The 22,166-nt window shown below is 45.7% G+C and carries 15 protein-coding genes and 1 pseudogene; 6 read left to right on the top strand and 10 right to left on the bottom strand.

What is annotated here, in order from left to right; genetic code table 11:
- Positions 1 to 3: 3 nt before the first annotated feature.
- From AKL11_RS07140 to AKL11_RS07125, 4 genes and pseudogenes are all read left to right on the top strand, one after another.
- Positions 4 to 3,195: a type I restriction endonuclease subunit R gene (locus AKL11_RS07140; RefSeq protein ID WP_067516035.1), complete on the top strand. Its 3,192-nt coding sequence runs from the start codon at positions 4 to 6 to the stop codon at positions 3,193 to 3,195.
- Positions 3,196 to 3,498: 303 nt separating this feature from the next.
- Positions 3,499 to 5,838, top strand: coding sequence for an AAA family ATPase (locus AKL11_RS07135; protein ID WP_067515888.1), 2,340 nt, complete (start codon positions 3,499 to 3,501; stop codon positions 5,836 to 5,838).
- A 430-nt stretch (positions 5,839 to 6,268) separates the two neighbouring features.
- Positions 6,269 to 7,905 (top strand): annotated as a pseudogene (locus tag AKL11_RS07130) (IS1634 family transposase).
- A gap of 19 nt (positions 7,906 to 7,924) precedes the next feature.
- Positions 7,925 to 9,172, top strand: coding sequence for an MATE family Na+-driven efflux transporter (locus AKL11_RS07125; RefSeq protein WP_366556852.1), 1,248 nt, complete (start codon positions 7,925 to 7,927; stop codon positions 9,170 to 9,172).
- Positions 9,173 to 9,206: 34 nt separating this feature from the next.
- On the opposite strand, the gene AKL11_RS07120 is transcribed toward AKL11_RS07125, so the two are convergent.
- The 5 genes from AKL11_RS07120 to AKL11_RS07100 form a co-directional block, all read right to left on the bottom strand.
- The gene (locus AKL11_RS07120) at positions 9,207 to 10,691 is read right to left on the bottom strand and encodes a TnsD family Tn7-like transposition protein (RefSeq protein WP_067515887.1); all 1,485 of its coding nucleotides are present in this window, start codon (positions 10,689 to 10,691) and stop codon (positions 9,207 to 9,209) included.
- 52 nt (positions 10,692 to 10,743) lie between these two features.
- Positions 10,744 to 12,168, bottom strand: a complete 1,425-nt coding sequence (locus tag AKL11_RS07115; RefSeq protein WP_067515886.1) for an ATP-binding protein — start codon at positions 12,166 to 12,168, stop codon at positions 10,744 to 10,746.
- Positions 12,168 to 14,318, bottom strand: coding sequence for a TnsB C-terminal domain-containing protein (locus AKL11_RS07110; protein ID WP_067515885.1), 2,151 nt, complete (start codon positions 14,316 to 14,318; stop codon positions 12,168 to 12,170). Before AKL11_RS07110 ends, AKL11_RS07115 begins: the two co-directional genes overlap by 1 nt.
- Positions 14,315 to 15,133, bottom strand: a complete 819-nt coding sequence (locus AKL11_RS07105) for a TnsA endonuclease N-terminal domain-containing protein (protein ID WP_067515884.1) — start codon at positions 15,131 to 15,133, stop codon at positions 14,315 to 14,317. Before AKL11_RS07105 ends, AKL11_RS07110 begins: the two co-directional genes overlap by 4 nt.
- Positions 15,134 to 15,290: 157 nt before the next feature.
- Positions 15,291 to 16,523, bottom strand: a complete 1,233-nt coding sequence (locus tag AKL11_RS07100) for a BaiN/RdsA family NAD(P)/FAD-dependent oxidoreductase (protein WP_245673250.1) — start codon at positions 16,521 to 16,523, stop codon at positions 15,291 to 15,293.
- Positions 16,524 to 16,707: 184 nt separating this feature from the next.
- Between AKL11_RS07100 and AKL11_RS07095 the strand changes: the two genes are divergently transcribed.
- Positions 16,708 to 17,037, top strand: coding sequence for a DUF3144 domain-containing protein (locus AKL11_RS07095; RefSeq protein WP_216636437.1), 330 nt, complete (start codon positions 16,708 to 16,710; stop codon positions 17,035 to 17,037).
- A gap of 73 nt (positions 17,038 to 17,110) precedes the next feature.
- Here the strand turns inward: AKL11_RS07095 and AKL11_RS26610 are convergent, their stop codons facing one another.
- Both AKL11_RS26610 and AKL11_RS07090 read right to left on the bottom strand, forming a co-directional pair.
- The gene (locus tag AKL11_RS26610) at positions 17,111 to 17,302 is read right to left on the bottom strand and encodes a type 2 periplasmic-binding domain-containing protein (protein ID WP_366556851.1); all 192 of its coding nucleotides are present in this window, start codon (positions 17,300 to 17,302) and stop codon (positions 17,111 to 17,113) included.
- A 53-nt stretch (positions 17,303 to 17,355) separates the two neighbouring features.
- Positions 17,356 to 17,940 (bottom strand): LysR family transcriptional regulator, encoded by a 585-nt coding sequence (locus AKL11_RS07090; RefSeq protein ID WP_095210235.1) that lies wholly within the window; start codon positions 17,938 to 17,940, stop codon positions 17,356 to 17,358.
- A 146-nt stretch (positions 17,941 to 18,086) separates the two neighbouring features.
- Between AKL11_RS07090 and AKL11_RS07085 the strand changes: the two genes are divergently transcribed.
- Positions 18,087 to 18,809, top strand: coding sequence for an SDR family oxidoreductase (locus AKL11_RS07085; RefSeq protein ID WP_067515883.1), 723 nt, complete (start codon positions 18,087 to 18,089; stop codon positions 18,807 to 18,809).
- A gap of 458 nt (positions 18,810 to 19,267) precedes the next feature.
- Here AKL11_RS07085 and AKL11_RS07080 read toward each other — a convergent pair whose 3' ends face one another.
- The 3 genes from AKL11_RS07080 to atpG form a co-directional block, all read right to left on the bottom strand.
- The gene (locus AKL11_RS07080; protein ID WP_067516026.1) at positions 19,268 to 19,693 is read right to left on the bottom strand and encodes a F0F1 ATP synthase subunit epsilon; all 426 of its coding nucleotides are present in this window, start codon (positions 19,691 to 19,693) and stop codon (positions 19,268 to 19,270) included.
- Positions 19,694 to 19,792: 99 nt separating this feature from the next.
- A complete protein-coding gene (atpD, locus tag AKL11_RS07075; RefSeq protein WP_067515882.1) occupies positions 19,793 to 21,169 on the bottom strand; it encodes a F0F1 ATP synthase subunit beta in 1,377 nt (458 codons plus the stop codon).
- Positions 21,170 to 21,224: 55 nt separating this feature from the next.
- Complete coding sequence (gene atpG / locus AKL11_RS07070) at positions 21,225 to 22,085, bottom strand: F0F1 ATP synthase subunit gamma (RefSeq protein WP_067515881.1); 861 nt, start codon at positions 22,083 to 22,085, stop codon at positions 21,225 to 21,227.
- Positions 22,086 to 22,166: the final 81 nt, after the last annotated feature.

Genomic DNA, 22,166 nt, shown 5'->3' with positions numbered 1-22,166 from the left:
AAGATGAAGTTCACAGAAGAACAACTGGAAAAAGCCATTATTCAACTGCTGGGAGAACAGGGTTATCCGTATGTTCCCGGCAGTACCATCACCCGCCAACCGGAACAGGTGCTGATAAAAGACGACCTGCGCCAATATCTGGCCAATCGCTACGCACCACAGGGGATTACCGAAAGCGAGATAGCTGCCATCATCCGCCAGCTGGAAACCTTGCCCGCCAGTGATTTGTACGACAGCAATAGACAATTTTGCCAGTGGCTGTCGGACGGCTTTGATCTGAAAAGAGACTCGTTTTCTGATAAGGCGGGGAATGGCGCTAAAAAACAAGACTTCCATGTTCATCTGATTGACTTCCCAAGCGTTGCTTCCGACAACGATCGCAATATCTACAAGCTGGTCAACCAACTGGAGATCGAAGGTCGGGAGACCAGCCGCATTCCCGATGCCATTTTGTACATCAACGGTCTGCCTCTGGTGGTGTTCGAATTCAAGAGCGCCATTCGTGAAGATGAGGCCACCATTCACGACGCCTTCCGCCAGCTTACCGTGCGCTATCGTCGGGATATTCCTCAGCTGTTTGTGTTTAACGCCCTGTGCATTATCAGCGATGGCGTGAATAACAAAATGGGCAGCCTGTTTGCCCCTTATGAATTCTTCTATGCCTGGCGCAAAGTGACCGGCGATGAATCTGTGGAAAAAGAGGGCATTGATTCGCTGCACACCATGATTAACGGCCTGTTCCATAAAGACCGGCTGCGACGGGTGCTTCGGGATTTTATTTTCTTTCCGGATACCTCGAAGAAGGAAGTCAAAGTCGTCTGTCGTTATCCACAGTTTTATGCGGTAAACAAACTGTACGACAATATTCTTGTTCACAGAAAACCAGAAGGGGACGGTAAAGGCGGCACCTATTTTGGCGCCACCGGCTGCGGCAAGAGTTTTACCATGCAGTTTCTGGCAAGACGGTTGATGACCAGCCTTGAGCTTGCCAGCCCCACCATTGTGATGATCACCGACCGGACTGATCTGGACGATCAGTTGGCGGGCCAGATCATCAATGCCAAAGAATATATTCGGGATGAAACCATTGTCTCCGTGGAGAGTCGGGATCATCTGCGGGCGTTGCTGAAAGGCCGCAACAGTGGCGGCGTGTTTCTCACCACTATTCACAAATTTACCGAAGATACCGAGCTGCTCACCGCACGCACCAATGTGATTTGTATTTCCGATGAAGCCCACCGCAGTCAGGTGAACAAAAATCAGAAGGTGGTGATCGACGAAAAAAGCGGCACTGTTCGTAAGACTTATGGCTTTGCCTACTATCTGCATCAGTCGTTACCCAACGCTACTTTTGTGGGCTTTACCGGCACCCCCATTGACGCAACGCTGGATGTGTTCGGGCAAGTGGTGGACAGCTACACCATGAATGAATCGGTGAAGGATGAGATTACTGTCCGGATTGTCTACGAAGGTCGGGCAGCCAAAGTGGTGCTGGACAACAGCAAACTGAAAGAGATCGAAGCCTATTACGATGAGTGCGCCGAGGCCGGTGCCAGCGAATACCAGATTGAAGAGAGCAAGAAAGCCACCGCCAGTATGAACAGCATTCTGGGTGATCCGGATCGGATTGAGGCGCTGACGAAGGATTTTGTGCACCACTACGAAAACCGTGTGGCGGAAGGTTCCACCATCAAAGGCAAGGCGATGTTTGTGGCCAGCGAGCGCAAGGTGGCCTGGGCGTTTTATCAACAGCTGCGGGCCTTGCGACCAGAATGGTTTGAGGTGCTGGCCTGTGAAGCGGGCTCAACCCTGACGGAGCAGGAGAAGAAAAGCATCAAACCCATGGAGCGGGTGAAGATGGTAATGACCCGCGGCAAAGACGACGACAGCGAGTTATATGATTTGCTGGGTAGCAAAGATTACCGCAAAGAGCTGGATAAGCAGTTCAAGAATGAGAAATCCAATTTCAAAATCGCCATTGTGGTGGATATGTGGCTCACCGGTTTTGATGTGCCCTGTCTGGACACCATCTACATTGATAAGCCAATTCAAAAGCACAGCCTGATTCAGACCATCTCTCGAGTAAACCGCACATATGCGGGCAAAGATAAAGGGCTGGTTGTGGATTACATCGGGATTAAATCCCGCATGAATCAGGCGTTGAAGCAGTTCTCCAAGGCCGATGAAACCAACTTTGAAGAGATTGAGCAGTCCGTGGTGGCGGTGAAAGATCATCTGGATTTGCTGCGGCAGGTGTTTCACACATTTGATGCGTCGCCTTACTTCACTGGTGAGCCGGTTGAACAACTCAACTGCCTGAACCGTGCCGCCGAGTTTGTGCTGCAAACCGAGAAGTTGGAAAAGCGGTTTATGGCGCTGGTGAAACGGCTAAAGGCGGCTTACGACGTGTGTTGTGGCAGTGATCGGCTCTCGGAAGATGAGAAGGCACATATTCACTTCTATATGGCGGTGCGCTCCATCGTCTTCAAACTCACCAAAGGCGATGCGCCGGACACCGCGCTGATGAATGCCCGGGTAAAAGAGATGCTGGCAGAGGCCATTAAGAGCGATGGTGTTGAGGAAATCTTCAAACTCGGCGAAGAATCGGCTTCGGAGATTGATATCTTTGATGACGATTACATAGACCGCATCGATAAAATCAAACTGCCGAACACCAAAATTCAGTTACTGAAAAAGCTGCTGGCCAAGGCGCTGGCGGAGTTTAAGAAAACCAACAAAGCCAAGGGCGTGGATTTCTCCAAACGGTTCCAGTCGTTGATTGAGAAGTACAACGAGCGCAAGGAAGAAGACGCCTTCACCACCGCCGTGCACGATGAAGCCATTACCGGCCTGTTTGATTTGATGGCAGATTTGAAAACGGAGATGAGCTCGTTTGAAGAGCTGGGTATCTCTCTGGAGGAGAAAGCGTTTTACGATATTCTGAAGAAGGTGGCGGATAAGTACGACTTTGCCTACGACGAAGATCGACTGCTGGATCTTGCGGGCAAAGTGAAAGCCGTGGTGGATGATAAGGCACGCTTTCCGGACTGGAATAATCGCGGGGATATCAAAGCGTCACTGCGGGTGGAATTGATTATGTTGTTGGCGAAACATGGGTATCCACCAGTGTCGTTTAATGAAGTGTATCAGGATGTGTTTGAGCAGGCGGAGCATTTTAAGGCGGGGCGGGGGTGAACTTATTTTTTGAGAGCATTTTGCTTTCAATGCGTCAGAGATGTTCTCAATGTAATAGCCGCTACTATCATCAAAGCCCCTTTTGGGGCTTTAAGTCCTAAGTGGTTACTCCTTTCCTTGAAGCGATTCAAAACTCCAGTTCGGGCGGCACTAATGTGTGCGATCTGTGAAACCCACGATCTTTTCGGAAACAAATGCGTGATAGATTCACGCATACAAGACGCTATTCGGCCTCTTCGAAAATTAAGCGAAGTGATAACAATACGAGTCGATGAGCAGAAACCAGATTCCTAAGGAAAGAGTATGATTGACGAAATTCAAATTAATCCACCGGTAGCCACCTATCAGAACCTGGCAAGACTTAGTGATCTTTGCAGCGTCAATTATATGTTTGGTGCCAATGGCGTTGGGAAAACTACTATCAGCCGTGTTATTGCACAGGCTACAGGTCACGGTCACTGCGGTTTGACTTGGCGGGGTGGAGTTCCGCTTAAATGCATGGTGTATAACCGAGACTTTGTTGAACGAAACTTTAATCAGGATGGCCCTCTGCAAGGTGTATTTACTCTGGGTGAGAATCAGGTTGATGCAGAACAAGAGATATTAAGCTTACATCCTGATATAGAAAGAGAAAACAATAAAATTTCGAGACTAAATATTCAACTTGAAGGGGAAGATGGGCAATCTGGTAAGCGTAAAGAACTTGCGGACCTGGAACCTGCGTTAAGGGAGAGATGTTGGAAACAGAAACAACTACATGATGACCATTTTCAGGTTGCTTTCAGCGGTGTACGAAGTAATGCTGATAGGTTTAAAGCGAGGGTACTGTCTGAACAATCATCGAATAGGGCTGAATTACGTCCTTTGGATGAGCTGAAAGTAAAAGCAACAACCATTTTTTCAAATAGCATCGAACGTGCTTCTCTACTTGGGAATTTAACAGCTGATATTCTGAAAGCTATTGAAGGAAACGAGTTACTGCAAAAGGTGATTATCGGGAGCCAAGATGTTGCTATCGCACCACTTATCAATCATTTGGGTAATAGTGATTGGGTGAGAAAAGGTCATGAGTATCATAAGGGAAACCGGGATATCTGCCCATTTTGCCAACAATCAACGGATCAGGAGCTTGCTGCTAGCTTATCGGCATTCTTTAACGAAGACTATGATAGTGACATTCAGGCATTGGAAGCTATGAAGAGGGACTATCAATATGCATCCGAGCAGTTAGAGGCCGGCATCCGAAGAAATGTTGAGCTCAATAACCCATTTCTGCAAGATGAGCTGTACCACGCCGAAGCTCAAGCTCTTGCTGAAAGGCTGCAAATTAATCAGTCAAAATTGACCAGCAAACTTGATGAACCAAGCCGTAAAGTAGAGCTGGAGCCGATTGAACCGATGATCGCACAGTTACAGCGATTGGTAGCAGCTACTAATCAGGCTACTGAGCAGCATAACCAAACTGTGGCAAATATTGCGTCTGAGAAACAAGTCTTAATATCACAGGTTTGGCGTTATGTGGTAAATCAACTAGCTGCTGATTTACAACAGTATCAGCAAGATAGGGAGCACCTGCTAGGAGTTATAAATGGTATGGAGAATGGACTGAACCAAGCATCTGAGCGGCGTCAAAATCTGAAAAATAGAGTAGCCGAATTAGAACAACAAACCTCATCCAGTATGCCAACTATTACAGCCATCAATGGCTTACTAAAGCAATTCGGCTTCTATTCTTTTTCAATTGATGGTGCTGATGAGGGGCGTCATTATCGGATTGTACGTGCCAACGGTGATGATGCCAGCAGTTCTCTGAGTGAAGGAGAAAAGACCTTTATCACCTTTCTCTACTTTTATCACCTTATCAAAGGAGCACAGTTCCCTGCAGGTATAACCGAAAATCGGGTAGTGGTATTTGATGACCCTATCTCATCGTTAGACAGTGATATTCTTTACATTGTCAGTAGTCTTATCAAGGGGGTGATGGATGATGTTAGAAATCCGAACTCTCAGATTAAGCAGGTTTTTATCCTTACGCATAATGTCTATTTCCATAAGGAAATAAGTTTTAATAAAAGCAGACAAGTGAATGGTTCTCTCAGTGAAGAAAGTTTCTGGCTGGTTAAAAAGACACAGAATGGTTCAGTTGTTGAGCGCTGTGAGACAAATCCAATCCGTTCGGCGTATGAGCTATTGTGGGAAGATGTGAAGTCGCAGAATGTATCGAGTGTTAACCTGCAGAACACGTTACGTCGTATATTGGAAAACTACTTCACCATGTGGGGCGGAATGAGTAAGAATGATATATGTGCTCTTTTTGACGGGCGTGACAAGCTTATTTGTCAATCTTTGTTCTCTTGGGTCAATGATGGTTCCCACTCTATTCATGATGATCTTTATATCAATCATGGTGATCAGACCAATGAATCATACTTGTGCGTTTTTCGTGAAATTTTCTCTAGAGCCCGCCAGATTGGGCATTACAACATGATGACGGGTAGTAGTTCCGGCTCTGGTGAAACTGAGGGATTACCTGAGGCTTCGGATACGGAGACAGCCCTTGAAGCAACTGCTATAGAAGGCATATCAAGCCCTGGAATTAGGGTAGAAACCGTTGAGTTTTCTCTCCCAGAAGCTGCTTCATAATTCCTTTTTCTTCTTGATACTGGAACGCTTTTCAGGTTCACACGTGTCCCGACCAGCCTCCTAGAAATGACCTATCTTGGAAGCACAGGGAAAAAGTGGGGCTGTTGGGGACATTTGTTTTTGAAGTGAGGGCTTCAATACATTTATGCAGGAGACAATCTGGGGGCACTCTACCCCCTGTTTTTAAAGAGAAGTAAAGAATAGAATCTGTTCAGTTTGATCGTTGTGCACTTTGTGGCATAGAAGCTGCTATAAAAATATCAAGGGTTACCTTTAATGATGAACTCAGTACGGAACATAGACTTCCGGTTGTTTCTGGTTCTGCTTCTTTCTAACTTTATTCCGGTTATTTATCCGTCATTCAGCACTTAATCTGAGAATTTCCCAAAACCATCTAAACTGTAGAAAATTTTCAGATTGAGCATATCCTGTGCACCCTCATCAATTTCATATTCAGCGTATTGACCACATGGGATTAGTGGCCGGTATGTGCAAAGAACTTGGCATTGCCAATCTTCTGGATTCATTGGTTCCAAACCAATCTGAAACCCGAAAAATCAGCTTCGGTGAAACCGTAGTCTCGATGCTGCTTAACGGTTTAGGCTTCACTGCACGCACATTGCATATGTTTCCCGAGTTTCACGCAGATAAACCACTAGATAAACTCATCCGGTCGGGTATCGAACCTGAACATATCAACAAAGCGTGCTTGGCAGAGCGCTGGATCAGCTTTATGAACTCGGTGTAAGTGAGGTCTATTTATCATTGGCTGTCAAGGCGATTACTGTATTAAAACTGCCGTGTAAGGCGCTGAACCTCGACTCAACTAGCTTTCATGTAGATGGTCGCTATAACAGCGAGTCCGAAGTCGATGAAGGCGACATGAGTTGCATTAAACTCTGTCGTGGATACAGCAGAGATCACCGGCCCGAACTCAATCAGGCAATACTGCTGATGATGACGGAGAATCAGGCCGGAATCCCCATCTTCATGGCAGCCTCTAGCGGCAATGTAAACGACAACAAGAATTTTAACAAAGTCATCAAGACGMACTTAAAATGCTATAAGGASGCACTGAATAATCGTTATCTAATCGGTGATGCGGCTCTTTATACAACAGATAACGTGCAAACGCTCCATCAGCAGAAGCAACTGTTTGTCACCCGTGTCCCGGCTAAAATCAGATCGGCAAACGAGCTCATAGAAAGCGTYGCATCCTGTCCAATGACGCCGGTGAAAGGCGCTGAAGGCTATGAGAGTTATGAAGTGCTTTCAGACTATGCTGACGTGCCACAGCGATGGGTTCTGATCCGCAGTGAACAGGCTCGGAAAAGTGAACAGAAGACACTTCTGAAAAGGATGCTGAAGAAGTCAGAAAAAGAAGCAGAAGCACTGACGAATACATTGGCTAAAAAGCCATTCAAATGTAAGACAGATGCCCTGCGTGCGTTCAAGGAATGGCAAGCCAAAAACATCTATTGTCAGGCTGAACCTGTGATTACTGAGAAACCATGCTATACAAAAGCAGGGCGTCCGGAGAAAGGCAGTCAACCAGACAGCATGGAATATTATGTCAGTGGTCATCCGTGGTTAGCTGTTGACTGTCGTGAAGTTGCGGAAACCACCTTGGGATGCTTTGTATTAGCGACCAATGATCTGGACAAGAATGCGCTAAGCTCTGCAGAGGTACTGAGCACTTATAAATCACAGCAGTCGGTTGAGCGAGGCTTTCGCTTTCTGAAGAGTCCGGAGTTTATGGTCTCGGCGCTGTTTTTGAAAAAGCCGGAACGSATAGAAGCGCTGCTTATGGTGATGACACTGTGTCTGATGGTTTACGCCGCCATTCAACATCGAATCAGACTTGAATTAAAGAAACAGAGTCGTTTTTTCCCGGACATGAAGCGGAAACCCAGTCAGACCCCAACAGCACGCTGGGTGTTTTTCTGCTTTCAGGGTATTAATATTCTGCTGGTCGATGACCATGAAAAGCATGTTGTTGGTTTGCAGGAGAGGCAGTTAACGATCATTTCAATCCTTGGGCGACCGTATCAAGAAATTTATTCCTGATACRGGTGCTGAATGACGGATTTATTCAACGGCCAGAGTTTATTTTCTTGGAGATATTCCAGATACATGGGGCTATAGCATTGCAGCTCAGGCAGCATGGTTGAACCTGTTTTATGAGGTCATTTCTGAAGGCTTGCTGTTACCACTCTACTTTATTCTCGGGCAGGTCATCAGTAGCCCCAAACTGTTTTCCGAGCGCATCAATGTCGCACTGCAGCTTGTGGTTGGTGTGTACGTTCTGTTATCCGGAGCAGTATTGTTCTTTGCTGAGCCTCTCGTACAAGCCATGGGACAGGCCGAGTCCCGATTAGTTGCTACGGTGAGCTATATCCGTCTGGAGAGTATCGCATTATTACTTTCATCAGTGTATGCGGTGGTTATGGTGGTGCTGGTTCTGCAGAATCGAGAACGCTTGATGTATCAGCTATTGGTACTCAAAACTGTGACGATTATTGCTCTGGATACCATTCTAGTCAGCCAGCTACCTATATCCTTTCAACTGGGCGTCAATGGTGTAGCTTGGAGCAATATTATTGTTAACGCAGTTTTGACCCTTATATCGCTTCGCTGGTTATTCCACTCTGGCATTACACTCACGGCAGATAGGCAGTGGTTGCAGCGGAGATGGATTAAGGCGTGGATACGTATAAGCGTTAAGTCGGGCTTGGAGTCTCTGATTCGCAACCTTGCCTTTATGCTAATGATTCTGAAAATGGTCAATGAAGTTGAACAGGCTGGCGTCTATTGGGTGACTAACCAGTTTATCTGGGGGTGGTTGCTGTTACCTGTTATTACTCTGGGCAATTTGATTAAGCAGGATTCTGCAAAAAATGGTGGTGAGCTTGGTGCAAGATTCAAAGGCTATTTTCAGGTTACTCTGTTTATCTCAACTATTTGGCTTCTGACGCTACCGGGCTGGGAATGGTTTGTTCACAGGATAATGGGTGCTCCACAAGCTTCCGAGATCGCTTATCTAGCCGGGCTGATGCTGGCCTTTTATATTGTTTTTGCCTTCAACAATATTCTTGACAGCTACTTTTATGGGATTGGTCGAACCGATATGTTGCTCTATCAATCGCTAATTGTGAGCTGCTTTTATTATGGCAGTGCTTACCTCCTATACCTGCAGGGTAAGTTTGTTCCAACACTGGACTCTATTGCCATTCTTTTTGGTATTGGTATTACGCTGGACGCATTAGTTACAGCTGTGCTCTTCTACATTGTGGTGGAGAAGCAGAGACTCTGGCAATTATCGCACAGCGTATAATCAGTAGATGACCGAGAGCGAGCGCATCAACCAGCTATTTACTCAAATCCCAATATACCTGCATAGCCTTGGGAAGCTTGTTCTGCTGTTTGATCATCCAACCATGGCCGCCTAACAGCTTGTCCAGTTTAGAGCGACTAAGTTGGCCTTTATGTGCGACCATCAATACTCGGACTCGATCAGCCAGCTCATTGTCCCTCTGAGTCCAGTCTACTCGTCCTTTAGGCTTTGGTTTTGTTGCTTTTGGAAGCGCCTGTTCTAACCACGGCCGATCATAGTGATAGAGCCAGATATATGCTTTGTCATGAGCCTTACGAACATCCTTCCGCAGTGCATTTGGATTGGATTGACGGAAACGGGTGATTTGCAAACGATAGCGCCTTCTTCTGGATTCAAACTTACAGCGCTTTCGGTGTTCTACCATGCCGGGGTGGTTTGAGATTTCCTGCTCGACGCTACCGGCTGAAATACCAAACTGGCGGGCAATCGCTGAACGATGAAACCCTCGTAGGGCCAGAGTGTATATTTGTTGCTTGATGGCTTTGGTGATTTTGACCGGTTTATCTGGGACTTGTATCTTTTTTACGACTTTGATGGTTTTGTGCACCTTGGCTATTTTGACTTTGGCTTTCTTCCTTTTCTCTTTTTTTGCTGACAGCAGTTTTTCCAGGTCACGAAACAACCAGAATTCAAGTAACAGGTGTTTGGTGGGATGCTGATTAATGCTACCAGATAGCAAAAATGAGAAGTACTTATAATCCTCCTCGTTTTTTGGAAGGAATATTGAGTCTGTCGCTGTGAACTGTTTTGCGAACTCGAAGAAATCGCCAACCAATTTCTTCCTCCGAACTCTTCCATAGTTGGTTATGTAGCCCTGCTTTTGTAGCTCATTCTTATAAACGGTCAGGTTAAGCTTTCTGTCTGGTTGACTGAAGTGATTCAAAACATCTTTAGAGTACTGTGAGAATCTCGTATCCGTTGTTGATCCCGCTCTTTTATCTTCATTAACAACAGGCAGGAGGGATTCACTAAGGCGTTGCCTTTCTGGAAGGTATTCAACGGCTAATAGTATTCCATGAGTTGAACAAACACCCACTCCCGGTATTTGGTGCTCTCTATGCCAGTATGCTACGCCATAGGTTTGAATATCGTGCTTTGCGCAGCGAGAACAGTATTTCAGAGACAAACCTGCACTCTGGTTGAATTGATGATACTGGCAGATTCTAATTGCCTTGCTACTGCCTCCGGAAGCCATTAGCTTTTTTAAAGCTGCTGATTTATTTGGCATAAATGTCAGAAATAATGGCGCAAGTGTCTGCTGGTAAAATAAGGTTTGTGCGTTTTCTTTTGCGAATCTGGATATATTTTTCAGATCACAGGTCAACACTGGATGAATACTGACTTTTCTAGTGCCGTACATCCACTCGAGATAATCTGTTGAAGTTATGCCACTTTGAATAAAGTGCCTGATCAGCCTGCTGAACAATAGCTCATCAGGAAAGCTCCCTGGTATCAGCATAGACGAAGTACTCCATAATCTTGTCTAGCGTTTGATTTCCCTTTGTCTCTTACTAACCCGTCTCTTCCAAGAAAGACAGTGGATCCTTACAAAGCACACCTTTCTTTGTCAGAAACGCCACTTGATCTTCTTCATCAAGAGAATTTCTTAAAAGATCCGGGTCTTTCATCTGACTGATTAAATCAATACCGCTTTTCAACTCTACCAGTTTCTCGTTGAACTCTGGATGTTGCGGCCTGGTCACATCTCCTGCGATGTAGTTTTTCTTTGGTTTAGCTTCACTGTCATTTTTGGTATTGGCTTCGTTATTCTGTTGTCGGTCATCAGAGATTCGCTGTCTAACTCTTCTTCTATATAAAGTAAGGTCACTACTTGTGAGCTGGCAGGCTGCGTTATACGCACTCTCCAAAACCTGTTCTGTTATAATTTCATCGCCACTACCAATCACCATTTCCTGAGCTTTTCGATAAATTCTGGCTGCAATGTCAAATACTCCTGTTGATAGGTCAAAAAGCTTCCTGCTCAATGAATCCGTCAGCTCAGTTTTGGTATTCGTCCATTGCAAACACCAAATTTCTTCAACAAAATACTGCCACATCTCGTTATACGAAAGGCGCTGCATTTCTATATAGCCACCACTCTCTGCCCGTCGTGCTATCCTGAAAGTTGTTTCCAAAAGACCTCTGGCTTCCAGATTTCCAGACAGCACGATAGGAATGCCGCATTTATTTTTCAAATTCAGAAGGAAGCCAAGCAGGTTAGCTGCACCACCACTCTTTGCAACGCTTATGGCCTGAATTTCATCAATAACCAGTATCCCGACAAAAGAAGACTTAAGTTTTCTCTCAATCTGATTCAGAAGAGCGGCAATCGTAGACTTCGGCGTAGTTATTGTTTCAAGTGCATCATCTAAAGCTCCTAATATTGCATCACACACGCCTCTTAATGACGAATCGTGAGAGCATTCGACGTAAAGCCATGTCACTTGCTTTATGTCTAAATCATTACCTTTATATGAGCTGTGACTAATTACCTGCGGGAAATACCCAAGACAGCGATTTATCATACGGCTCTTACCCACACCACTATCCCCCAGTAGGGTAATTGCTTTTCCCTTTGGCTCAAACCTGCCCGATGTGGGAATAATTTCAGGCTCATCGTCAACTGGATAGGTAAGGTAGTGTTGAGTTGTCGGGGTTAATGGATTTTTGGTTGAGTAACCCTCATTTATCGCAGACTCAAGCAGGCGGAAAAACTCAATGTAAATAGGCATAGGCTGAGTTAGCTTGGTTATCCGAGACAAATAATCCAACCTGTCGACAGCGCTCAAGTCTCTATCCGATTCATCATGCTCAGGATAATTCTCTAATATCTGAATCTGTTTTTCATTTGATAGCTTTTCGGGTAATGCTTCTATCAGAGGGTTACCCTTAAAGTCTGGAAAATTGACTTCTTTATATAATGCATCTGTGCTCATTATTCCTTTCTCCTTCGACTTCGGCTAAACATAGAGTTCTTCCCAGAATTATTTTGAGTATCAGCAATATTACCTGATTCAGGTGAAGTGATAACTTCTTCCAACACTTTGGACTTTTCATCCTGTAATTCTTTCCTGCCCTGTTCTATTGCTTCTCTTCTGCGATCTTTAATTCCTGTTTTTTTGTCTTTTTTATTTGCATTTTTTGGTGCTTTCTTTTGCTCTTGAGCAGAGTATCTTGCGTCGTCCCTGCTCTCTTCAAAATCAGAAATATCTTCACTGGTAAATTCGTTTTTCTTGTCTTGCTGCCTATGCCAATCATGAAAGCAATCGATATCACTCTCGGGAAGATCAGCAAGCATTTTGCTTCTGGGAAGAATATGGCACTTTGTAAAACCCTCACCATGCTTAAGCCGTACATACAAAAAAGAGCTATTATCAAGGTCGGCCCGAGCTTCCAACGACCATCTTCCATGATTTCTTGCAATAGCTGCCAAATTTTCTTCCTTTACTCTTTCACATGAGTAATACACTCCATTGTAAAGGATACCGTACTTTGTCATTGAGGCCGTCACACTGGGTAAGAGTTTTGCTCTTATTTCTTCCTCCTCCGCTATTCTCAGAGAATGTCTATGTTTTTGGAGGTGGATCTTCCAACAGTTAATTGGTGTAGCAGCGAGAGAGTTTTCCATCAGCAAAGGGCTGGCTGTTTTCAAGTTATCAAAGATCTTTCTATTATGTTTTCTGATTTCTTTGATTGTTTCTTTTGTTAATTCATCAATTGTATATTGAGCTCTATCTCGCGGGTCATCCTCTCCCCGAATTCTGATCGTGCCTCTGGTTGTTCCTACTAACTGATGGAACACTTCTTCATTCAAAAGTCCAAATCTTCTTTCTACTATACCTTTCATATCAGCCCGATATGGAGCGGCAATATCTAGCTGCATAAGCGGTACTACAAGCTCTTCAGGCTTTTTGCATACCATTTCTCCCCTGTCACATAAAAGTCTTCGTGGAAGATGATAACAGGGCCATTGTGAATCGGTGATCGTGATTCCATACTTTTCACAGAATGTTTTTTTCTCCGTAAAGCTGTTTATGAGCGCCTGTCTGCCAGCTCTCCAAGAAGCATATTCCATAGAAACATGAACTCCAACGATCATCCTGCTGGTTTTATCGACTACCAGATAGATTGTAGGTCTACCCAGGCACAAGTTTCTATTCAACTTCGATACAATGTGCACATCAGCAACGGTTGCATCCAATTCGAAGCATTCACCGGGTATAGCTGCATCTTCTAGCGCACTACCAAGAAGGCCCCGTTCATTTTTTTGATAGTGTCGCTTTGTACTCCTCTTTTTCGTTTCATCACTCTTTTTCGTTAGAATGTTTTTCCATTCTTTGAATTGATCTTGATTTGGTATTTTAGGGAAGTCTCCGTTAACCTCAGCTTCTCTCACTTCCTTTGCATAGTATGCTTTTATAGTGTTTTTGTACGCTTTCGCTAAAGACATTCTTTTACTGTTTAGGTAAAATTTCTTAAGCCCTTTTTCAATCTTTTTCTTATCTTCTTCAGTGATATTAATACCCGGAGCAACCTCTATAACGCCGGTTCTTGATTTAACAGGAGCACCGCGCTTTTTATCACCAGCAACTCTTTCCTTGCCTTTACCTCCTCGATCTTTAAATGCTGGTATCAGAGCAGAAGCATCCTGCCCATATTTCCAGAAATTGTTCAACACCCTATATAATGTTTGTACAGGCTTACTTATTTCTTTCGCTCTTTTGCTTATCGATTTGACTCGCTGACTCACGACCAGGTCATGATAAAAACCTTTATCTTCGATAAGTGGTTTTATAAGAGAAAAATTTAAATCCCTTGTTATCCTGTGAATTTCCGGAATATCTGTTTCAGAAACCAATAAATACCATGGCAACTCAAAGTGGAACTCTTTTATATTACCTTCGTTATATTCAATGGCAAATATTTCAACATCGCACGATATTGGACGTTGAATAGTGCTTTCATCCTTGATTGGAAAAATTATCAGCTCCTCAAATTCTTCATAGAACTTGAGAACTCTGTAACAGCCGTCAGGAATGCCTTCTATGCCGTTAAAACTCCAGACACTATTTATTTCGATATTCATATTTCTGCAGCTGCGTTTATCGCAATGATCGAGATAAACCCAGTCTCGATCATTGGTAACGTCAAGTCGGCAATCAGTCTCTTCTCAGCTATAAGCACTTTCAGAAGCATCAATGGGTCGATACCTTCAAGCTCCAAGTTGGATAAAAAATTCTGGCAAATAACTTCCTGTGACTGCTTTCCCGACTTAATAAGTCCCAATGCATTTTCTTTCAAGTCTTCTGTAATCTTGTTCAAACTTTCCAGTCGATGCCGGATGGGGTCAGTCACCCAAGCGATATTCTTACTCTGTATGCTGGTTTCACTTGTTCCACAAAACAAGACAAACTCAACCCCCAATAGCTCCCACCACAATCGTTCAATCTCCAGCTTTTCCAGCACCCTCTTATCTCTGAGATCTTTTTCTGATTTGACGCTCACGGCAATATGCCACTGTTTTTCATTATCAAAGCATGTTAACAAGAAATCTGTTGTCATCAGGTGCATTGTATCCGTACCTGGTACTACCGGATGCGACACACTAATCGTTTTGGAAATCTTGACGGTTAGATCTAAAGGCAATAGTGGGAATTGTTCCCTGATATCTATGACGACATCAGAAAATTCTGCCAGAAAGAAAAACTCTGTTTCGAGCTTTGATAAGGTGTGATGTTCTCGATTGGCCTTCATTCCCTGAATTTTGGATGCCAATCCGATGGAGGGTACATCCTGAACCCGAAGCCAGGGTTTATAATCATCCCCTTCTCCCAGCCCATATTTATTTTTTAATGACCGCGCATAATCATCAAGTGTTTTCAGCCGACGTCCTCTGGCCATAACTACTCCCTTCCCTTTGTGTTACTCTATTTACCAACATCCATATGGTAGATTAGTGTGCAGTATTTAACCCTCAATAGTGTTTTAGTGTGCATTAACTTTATTTAGTGTGCATTAACTTTGCTTAGTGTGCAATATTTATTCCCCCTGCACATTATTAGACGTATTGACCAGAGCAATACCCTGACGCCCAAGCCCATTGAAAGTTGAACCCACCTAAGTGCCCAGTGACGTCTAACACTTCTCCAATAAAATAGAGGCCTTTTTGATTCTGACTCTCGAAAGTTTTGGAAGAGATATTATCGGTAGCGACGCCGCCAAGGGTCACTTCAGCTTTTTTATAACCTTCAGTGCCTGCAGGCATAAGCACCCAAGATTCAAGGTATTCGGAGATTTCTTGCAGCTGGCTGGTATTCAATTGCCCTATTATTTTACGACCATCATCAGTGAGTGTTTTGAACTCACCGAAAGTACAAAGTGCCGTTGTCAGGCGTCGTGTTAACTTATCGGACAGAATGGTTCTGAATTCTGCCTTCGGTCTTACGTCTTTCTGTTCAGCAAGCCAGTCTGCAATTGAAATGCCGGGAAGCCAGTTCACCATGACTTTCTGACCGGCTTTCCAGTAAGAGGAAATTTGCAGAATCGCTGGCCCACTTAAACCTTTATGGGTGAACAGCAGGTTTTCACGGAAGCTTTGGCCGTTGCAGCTGACTAACACATCTGCGCTCACGCCGGACAGCTCTATAAAATGAGACATCCATTGTTTATCCATAGTAAACGGGACTAAGCCGGGAGTGCGTTCAATAAGGTGATGCCCAAACTGCTCTGCCAATTCATATCCAAGACCGGAGGCGCCCATGGTTGGAAATGATAAACCGCCAGTAGCGACCACCAGTGATTCACAGGAAATGTTTCCCAAGGTGGTATCCAGCTGAAACCCTGTATTCGCCCCTTTTACCTTTACATGATTCAGTGCCGTTTTCAGGCGAATGGTTACGCCGACATTTTTGCATTCCTCCACCATCATCTCGACAATATCGCTGGATTGCTCGTTACAGAATAATTGTCCGAGGGTTTTCTCATGCCAGGGGATATTGTGTTTATCCACCAGCGCCTGAAAGTCCCATTGGGTAAAGCGAGCCAGGGCTGATTTGCAGAAATGGGGGTTGGTCGAGAGGTAATTTGCAGGTTCTGCATACATATTGGTGTAGTTGCAGCGCCCACCGCCAGAGATCAGAATTTTCTTACCTAATTTATTGGCATGATCGATGACCAGTACCTTCCGGCCACGCTCACCTGCCGTTAATGCACACATTAACCCTGAAGCGCCCGCCCCGATGATGACGGCGTCATAGCTCATGGTTGGCAGTAAAGGTTTAGTCAGTGGCATTTCAGTGTTCCGCAGAGATGGGCAGGTATTTCGATGCGAAATATATCGAAAGCCGCCGATATACTCCAGTGAGTAGTGACCCGCCTGAAGTCAGCTCGCCACTTCTCTCCACAAGAACTATTGAACTAATAATCTTTAATATGGTCTGCATTAACGACCACAATAACTTTTTGAGTGACAACCAATGACAGACCAACAAAACCAGAATCAACCAGAAATGTCCGAAGAAGATAAAGAAAACCAGCAGGAGATCTTCAAGCTGGCAGACAAGTTTATCGCCCTTGCCAACAATATGAATATGAGAGAAAAGAAGGAGCTATGGAAAATTGGCACTGCTTTCCGCTTTGCTGCTGCTCGTTACAGCTCTCATGAGTCAGCGGTTGGCAGCCAGAACCTTGAGGAGGATCGTGAAAAGCTGGAAGACTGGATTAACGGTCAGTTTAAAACCATGTTGACTGAAAATATGCAGATGCAGCTGGCCATCATGAAAGAAGAGCAACAGAATCAAGGCTGAGCAACCTGCGAATAAAACCCGCTAAGCCAAAGATAAACGTATTTGGTTTAGCGGGAGATGCTGAATCGACCTCCTATTTCTGTTTGAATGACTGCAAAACCATCTGCAGTGCAGGTGATAATGGTCGGCTGCTGGAACAAGCAATTCCTACCTGTCGGAAATCTGTTGGCCCAAGGTACGTTTTTATACATAGTTCGGGCCACGCTTTTGCCATACCCTGTGGTAAAAAAGAAACCCCCTGGTTCGCCAACAACAACATTGCCACCTGATCCTTTGTATCCACGCTGGCAACTATATCCACATCAAGACCATGCTGGCTTAAAGACCCAGTGTTCTCTGATGAGCTTCACAGGGAGGGCAAATAACAAATGCCTGTTGATTCAGGTCTCCCAGGCTAATCTCTTCTTTAGTGGAAAGAGGGTGGTCTTTATGAACACAAAATACATACTCTTCCCGCCAGAGTGGAAAAAACAATTCATCTTCACGCTTCATGGAATCCAGTATGATTCGTGCTTCTGCAGGTGCCCCCAGATGTTTGAGAATAATTTGCGTACCGGACAGACTATCTTGAATTTGCCTCAGGAACTCGCCCATGTAATGGTGGGGAAGTTCTGGCATCACGGCAATAGAGATAGTCTGCCGTTTATGTTGTGCTTTCAAACGCTCAGGAATCCTTTCCAGCTCATTAATAACTCTTGTAGCCATTGGATAGAGTTGCTCAGCTTCCCGGGTTGGAGTTACCCCTCGCTTGCTTCGGTTAAACAGTAAACTTCCCAGCTCTTCTTCAAGATGTCTGATCGCGTTTGATAACGCTGGCTGTGACACAAAAGTACGCGCAGCCGCCTTCGAAATACTTTGCTCTTCATAAATTGCAACAAACTGTTTGAGCAGACGAACATCCATAAGAGCACCAGATACAGAACCAGAGATAATTACCGATTATGGATGATCTAACTAAACGGTATTTCTGTGTATGGGGTATAACCCGTAGAGTGACCTCCGTTCTTTCCGGCTTGCCGGATATCCGAAATAAATGAAGGGTATGTTACATGTCAAAGCCACTGGTAGTCATTACAGGCGCGAGCTCTGGTATTGGTGAAGCAATTGCCAGGCAGTTGAGTGGCCAAGGCCATCCATTGCTTCTGTTGGCGCGTCGTGTTGATCGGCTGGATGCTCTAAATTTACCGAACACACTTAACCGAAAGGTTGATGTCACTGATCGTGACGCGGTGAAAGCCGCTATTGCTGAAGCAGAAGAAACCTTCGGGCCAGTAGACTGTCTGGTAAACAATGCTGGATTAATGCAGTTAGGATCAGCAGCTACTCAAGACCCTGCCGAATGGGATGCTATGTTGGATGTAAACGTCAAAGGTTTACTGAATGGAATTCACTGTGTCGTGAAATCCATGCAGGAGCGTAAAGCCGGGACCATCATTAATATCAGCTCTGTGGCTGGTATTAAAGGCTTCCCAAATCATGTGGCTTATTGTGGTACCAAGTACGCAGTTCATGGCATCACCGAAACCCTGCGCGAAGAAGTTGCTAACGATAATGTTCGTATAATTGTTGTTGCACCAGGCGCTGTTGAAACAGAACTATTGAGTCATACCACCAGCGATGAAATTAAAGAAGGTTATGAAGGTTGGAAGGACAGTATTGGCGGTGCAATCCATGCCAATGATATTGCCGATTGTGTGAGTTTTGCATACAACATGCCACAGAATGTTTGTGTGCGGGAAGTGGTGGTGGCAGCTACACGACAACAGCCTTAAGCGGCCGTTGAAAAACTCCAGAAACCTCGTTCATGCTCCGCGTGGGAACGCATACCAAAGCATCCGTGAATGAACTAACCTGCGTGAAGCGCCCAAAGCAAGTGCGAAAATGATTTTTTCACACATAGTTTGGCCAGTATGCATTCTCACGCTGGAGCGAGATTGTCGCGAAAGGGTGAGAAGGGCTAAATATTCTAATATCGTCGTTCCCGCGTAGGCGGGAACCTACCACGAACAGTGGATCTCCGCCTGCGCGGAGATGACGATTAAGTGTTTTATCCTTATCAATATACCTTTTGCGACACCCTCTGGAGCATGGGAACGAGTTGGTTGAGAGTTTTGCTACAGACTCCGAACGAGGGAACGAGTTTTCTGGAGTTTGCGATCAACTATTCCAGTAATAAATATCACGCATAAAAAAACCCTGCAATAGCAGGGTTTTTTTGAAATCAGCTAGCTCACTTACCCATTTTTTTACGAATCGCCTGAAGCGTTCTAAGTTGAGCAGCGGCTTCCGCCAACTGAGTTGCCGCTCTGGAGTAGTCAAAGTCACCGCTTTGCTTCTCAAGTGCTTTTTCAGCCTGACGCTTGGCTTCTTCAGCCGCAGCTTCATTCATGTCATCTGCGCGAAGTGCTGTATCTGCCAGAATCTTTACTTGTGTTGGCTGAACTTCCAGAAAGCCGCCAGACACATAGAAGACTTCTTCATTACCGCCTTCAGTTACCAGACGAATTGGGCCAGGGCTCAGTTCAGTCAGCAATGGTGCGTGGCCTGGAGAAATACCCAAATCACCCATCACGCCGGTAGCGATTAACATCTCTACCTGGCCTTTGAAGATCTCTTCTTCGGCGCTTACGATGTCGCAATCTACGGTTAAAGCCATAATGTTTTCCCCCTTCGGGTCGTCATCCGTTGACCGCATTCCGTTATCCGTAAAAAGCAGCGCTCTTGCGGATAACGGTCATCGGACAACGGGTAGCGGTTACATGGACTTGGCTTTCTCAACCGCTTCGTCAATGGAACCAACCATGTAGAAGGCCTGCTCTGGCAGTGCGTCGTACTCACCTTCCAGAATGCCTTTGAATGCACGGATGGTGTCTTTCAGAGACACGTATTTACCTGGAGAACCAGTGAATACTTCCGCTACGAAGAATGGCTGAGACAAGAAGCGCTCAATCTTACGAGCACGGGATACAGTCTGTTTGTCTTCTTCAGACAGTTCGTCCATACCCAGAATCGCGATGATGTCTTTCAGTTCTTTGTAACGCTGCAGTACAGTCTGAACGCCACGAGCCACATCGTAATGTTCCTGACCAATGACCAGAGGATCCAGCTGACGCGAGGTGGAATCCAGTGGGTCGATCGCTGGGTAAATACCCTTGGAAGCGATGTCACGGCTCAGTACTACAGTTGCGTCCAAGTGAGAGAACGTGGTAGCAGGAGACGGGTCAGTCAAGTCATCCGCTGGTACGTATACCGCCTGGATAGAGGTAATGGAGCCGGTCTTCGTAGAAGTAATACGCTCCTGAAGAACACCCATCTCTTCCGCCAGTGTTGGCTGGTAGCCTACCGCAGATGGCATACGACCCAACAGTGCAGATACTTCGGTGCCCGCCAGGGTGTAACGGTAGATGTTGTCGATGAACAACAGTACGTCACGACCTTCGTCACGGAATTTTTCAGCCATGGTCAGACCAGTCAGGGCAACACGGAGACGGTTTCCGGGTGGCTCGTTCATCTGGCCGTACACAAGGGATACTTTGTCGATTACGTTGGAATCGGTCATTTCGTGGTAGAAGTCGTTACCTTCACGGGTACGCTCACCAACACCAGCAAATACCGAGAATCCGGAGTGCTCGATCGCGATGTTACGGATCAGCTCCATCATGTTTACGGTTTTACCAACACCGGCACCACCGAACAGACCAACCTTACCGCCTTTGGCAAACGGGCAAACCAGGTCGATAACCTTGATGCCGGTTTCCAGCAGTTCGTTGCTGGATGCCTGATCCGCATAGCTTGGCGCTTTACGGTGAATAGAGGCACGCTCTTCTTCGCCGATCGGGCCTTTTTCATCAATTGGGTTACCCAGAACGTCCATGATACGTCCGAGGGTTTTAGTTCCAACCGGCACCTGAATAGGTGCGCCAGTGTTGGCAACATTCAATCCGCGGGAAACACCTTCGGTGGAACCCATGGCGATGGCACGAACCACACCGTCACCCAGCTGCTGCTGAACTTCCAGAGTCAGTTCTTTACCATCTACATTCAGTGCGTCATACACTTTTGGGACACTGTCCCTTGGGAATTCGACGTCGATGACGGCGCCGATAATTTGTACGATACGACCGCTACTCATAGCCTTTCCTCACCTTCTATTTTCCGACCGCGCTTTTTATGCGGCTGCGGGCGCTTTATACCGCAGCGGCGCCGCTTACAATTTCTGACAATTCTTGTGTAATCGCCGACTGTCGAGCCTTGTTGTACACCAGCTGCAAATCATCAATCAGGTCACCGGCGTTGTCGGTGGCGCTCTTCATCGCAACCATCCGCGCTGCCTGTTCACAGGCATTGTTTTCAACAACCGCCTGAAATACCTGAGATTCGATATAGCGCACCAGCAGACCATCCAACAACTCTTTGGCATCGGGCTCATACAGATAATCCCATGGTCTTTTCAGGGACTCATCGTCATCAGGAACCAGTGGCAGCAGCTGCAAAATGTCAGGCTTCTGGGTCATGGTGTTGACGAATTCATTCTGCACCACGAACAAGCGATCAATCCGCCCATCTTCATAGCTGTCCAGCATGACTTTTACACCACCAATGAGGTCGGCAATGTTCGGTGCATCACCGATGTGGGTCAGGGCTGCTACAACATTTCCGCCATAACTGCGGAAGAAGGAGACGGCTTTGCTGCCAATCAGACAGAGGTCAATCTCAACGTTTTTATCATTCCAGGCCTTCATGTCCTCTACGGTTTTCTTGAACAGGTTGATGTTCAAGCCTCCGCACAGGCCACGGTCGGTAGAAACAATAACGTAGCCAACCCGTTTCACTTCGCGCTCGACCATGAAGCTGTGTTCATATTCAGCGTTGGCGTTGGCAATGTGTCCTACCACCTGACGAATGCGATCCGCATAAGGGCGGCTGGTTTGCATCCGCTCCTGGGCTCTACGCATTTTACTCGCCGCCACCATTTCCATGGCGCTGGTGATTTTCTGCGTACTTTTAATGGACGATATCTGCGTCCTTATCTCTTTTGCACCGGCCATAATCTGTTCTTAACCTCCAGCAGTTGGCTGGCTAATTGTCGGCTCACCTACGGTGAACCGACCTACATTTATTTCGTAGGT

It is taken from the genome of Endozoicomonas ascidiicola, from assembly GCF_001646945.1.
Lineage (GTDB): Bacteria > Pseudomonadota > Gammaproteobacteria > Pseudomonadales > Endozoicomonadaceae > Endozoicomonas > Endozoicomonas ascidiicola.
This window is presented reverse-complemented; position numbering and strand designations above follow the sequence as displayed.

What these genes read in the sequence shown, in the direction of transcription:
- AKL11_RS07080 (WP_067516026.1), bottom strand. Translation starts at nt 19,693, where the DNA reads ATGGCTTTAACCGTAGATTGCGACATCGTAAGCGCCGAAGAAGAGATC.
- AKL11_RS07135 (WP_067515888.1), top strand. Translation starts at nt 3,499, where the DNA reads ATGATTGACGAAATTCAAATTAATCCACCGGTAGCCACCTATCAGAAC.
- AKL11_RS07115 (WP_067515886.1), bottom strand. Translation starts at nt 12,168, where the DNA reads ATGAGCACAGATGCATTATATAAAGAAGTCAATTTTCCAGACTTTAAG.
- AKL11_RS07105 (WP_067515884.1), bottom strand. Translation starts at nt 15,133, where the DNA reads ATGGCCAGAGGACGTCGGCTGAAAACACTTGATGATTATGCGCGGTCA.
- atpG (WP_067515881.1), bottom strand. Translation starts at nt 22,085, where the DNA reads ATGGCCGGTGCAAAAGAGATAAGGACGCAGATATCGTCCATTAAAAGT.
- AKL11_RS07100 (WP_245673250.1), bottom strand. Translation starts at nt 16,523, where the DNA reads ATGCCACTGACTAAACCTTTACTGCCAACCATGAGCTATGACGCCGTC.
- AKL11_RS07090 (WP_095210235.1), bottom strand. Translation starts at nt 17,940, where the DNA reads ATGGATGTTCGTCTGCTCAAACAGTTTGTTGCAATTTATGAAGAGCAA.
- AKL11_RS07140 (WP_067516035.1), top strand. Translation starts at nt 4, where the DNA reads ATGAAGTTCACAGAAGAACAACTGGAAAAAGCCATTATTCAACTGCTG.
- AKL11_RS07085 (WP_067515883.1), top strand. Translation starts at nt 18,087, where the DNA reads ATGTCAAAGCCACTGGTAGTCATTACAGGCGCGAGCTCTGGTATTGGT.
- AKL11_RS07120 (WP_067515887.1), bottom strand. Translation starts at nt 10,691, where the DNA reads ATGCTGATACCAGGGAGCTTTCCTGATGAGCTATTGTTCAGCAGGCTG.
- atpD (WP_067515882.1), bottom strand. Translation starts at nt 21,169, where the DNA reads ATGAGTAGCGGTCGTATCGTACAAATTATCGGCGCCGTCATCGACGTC.
- AKL11_RS07110 (WP_067515885.1), bottom strand. Translation starts at nt 14,318, where the DNA reads ATGAATATCGAAATAAATAGTGTCTGGAGTTTTAACGGCATAGAAGGC.
- AKL11_RS07095 (WP_216636437.1), top strand. Translation starts at nt 16,708, where the DNA reads ATGACAGACCAACAAAACCAGAATCAACCAGAAATGTCCGAAGAAGAT.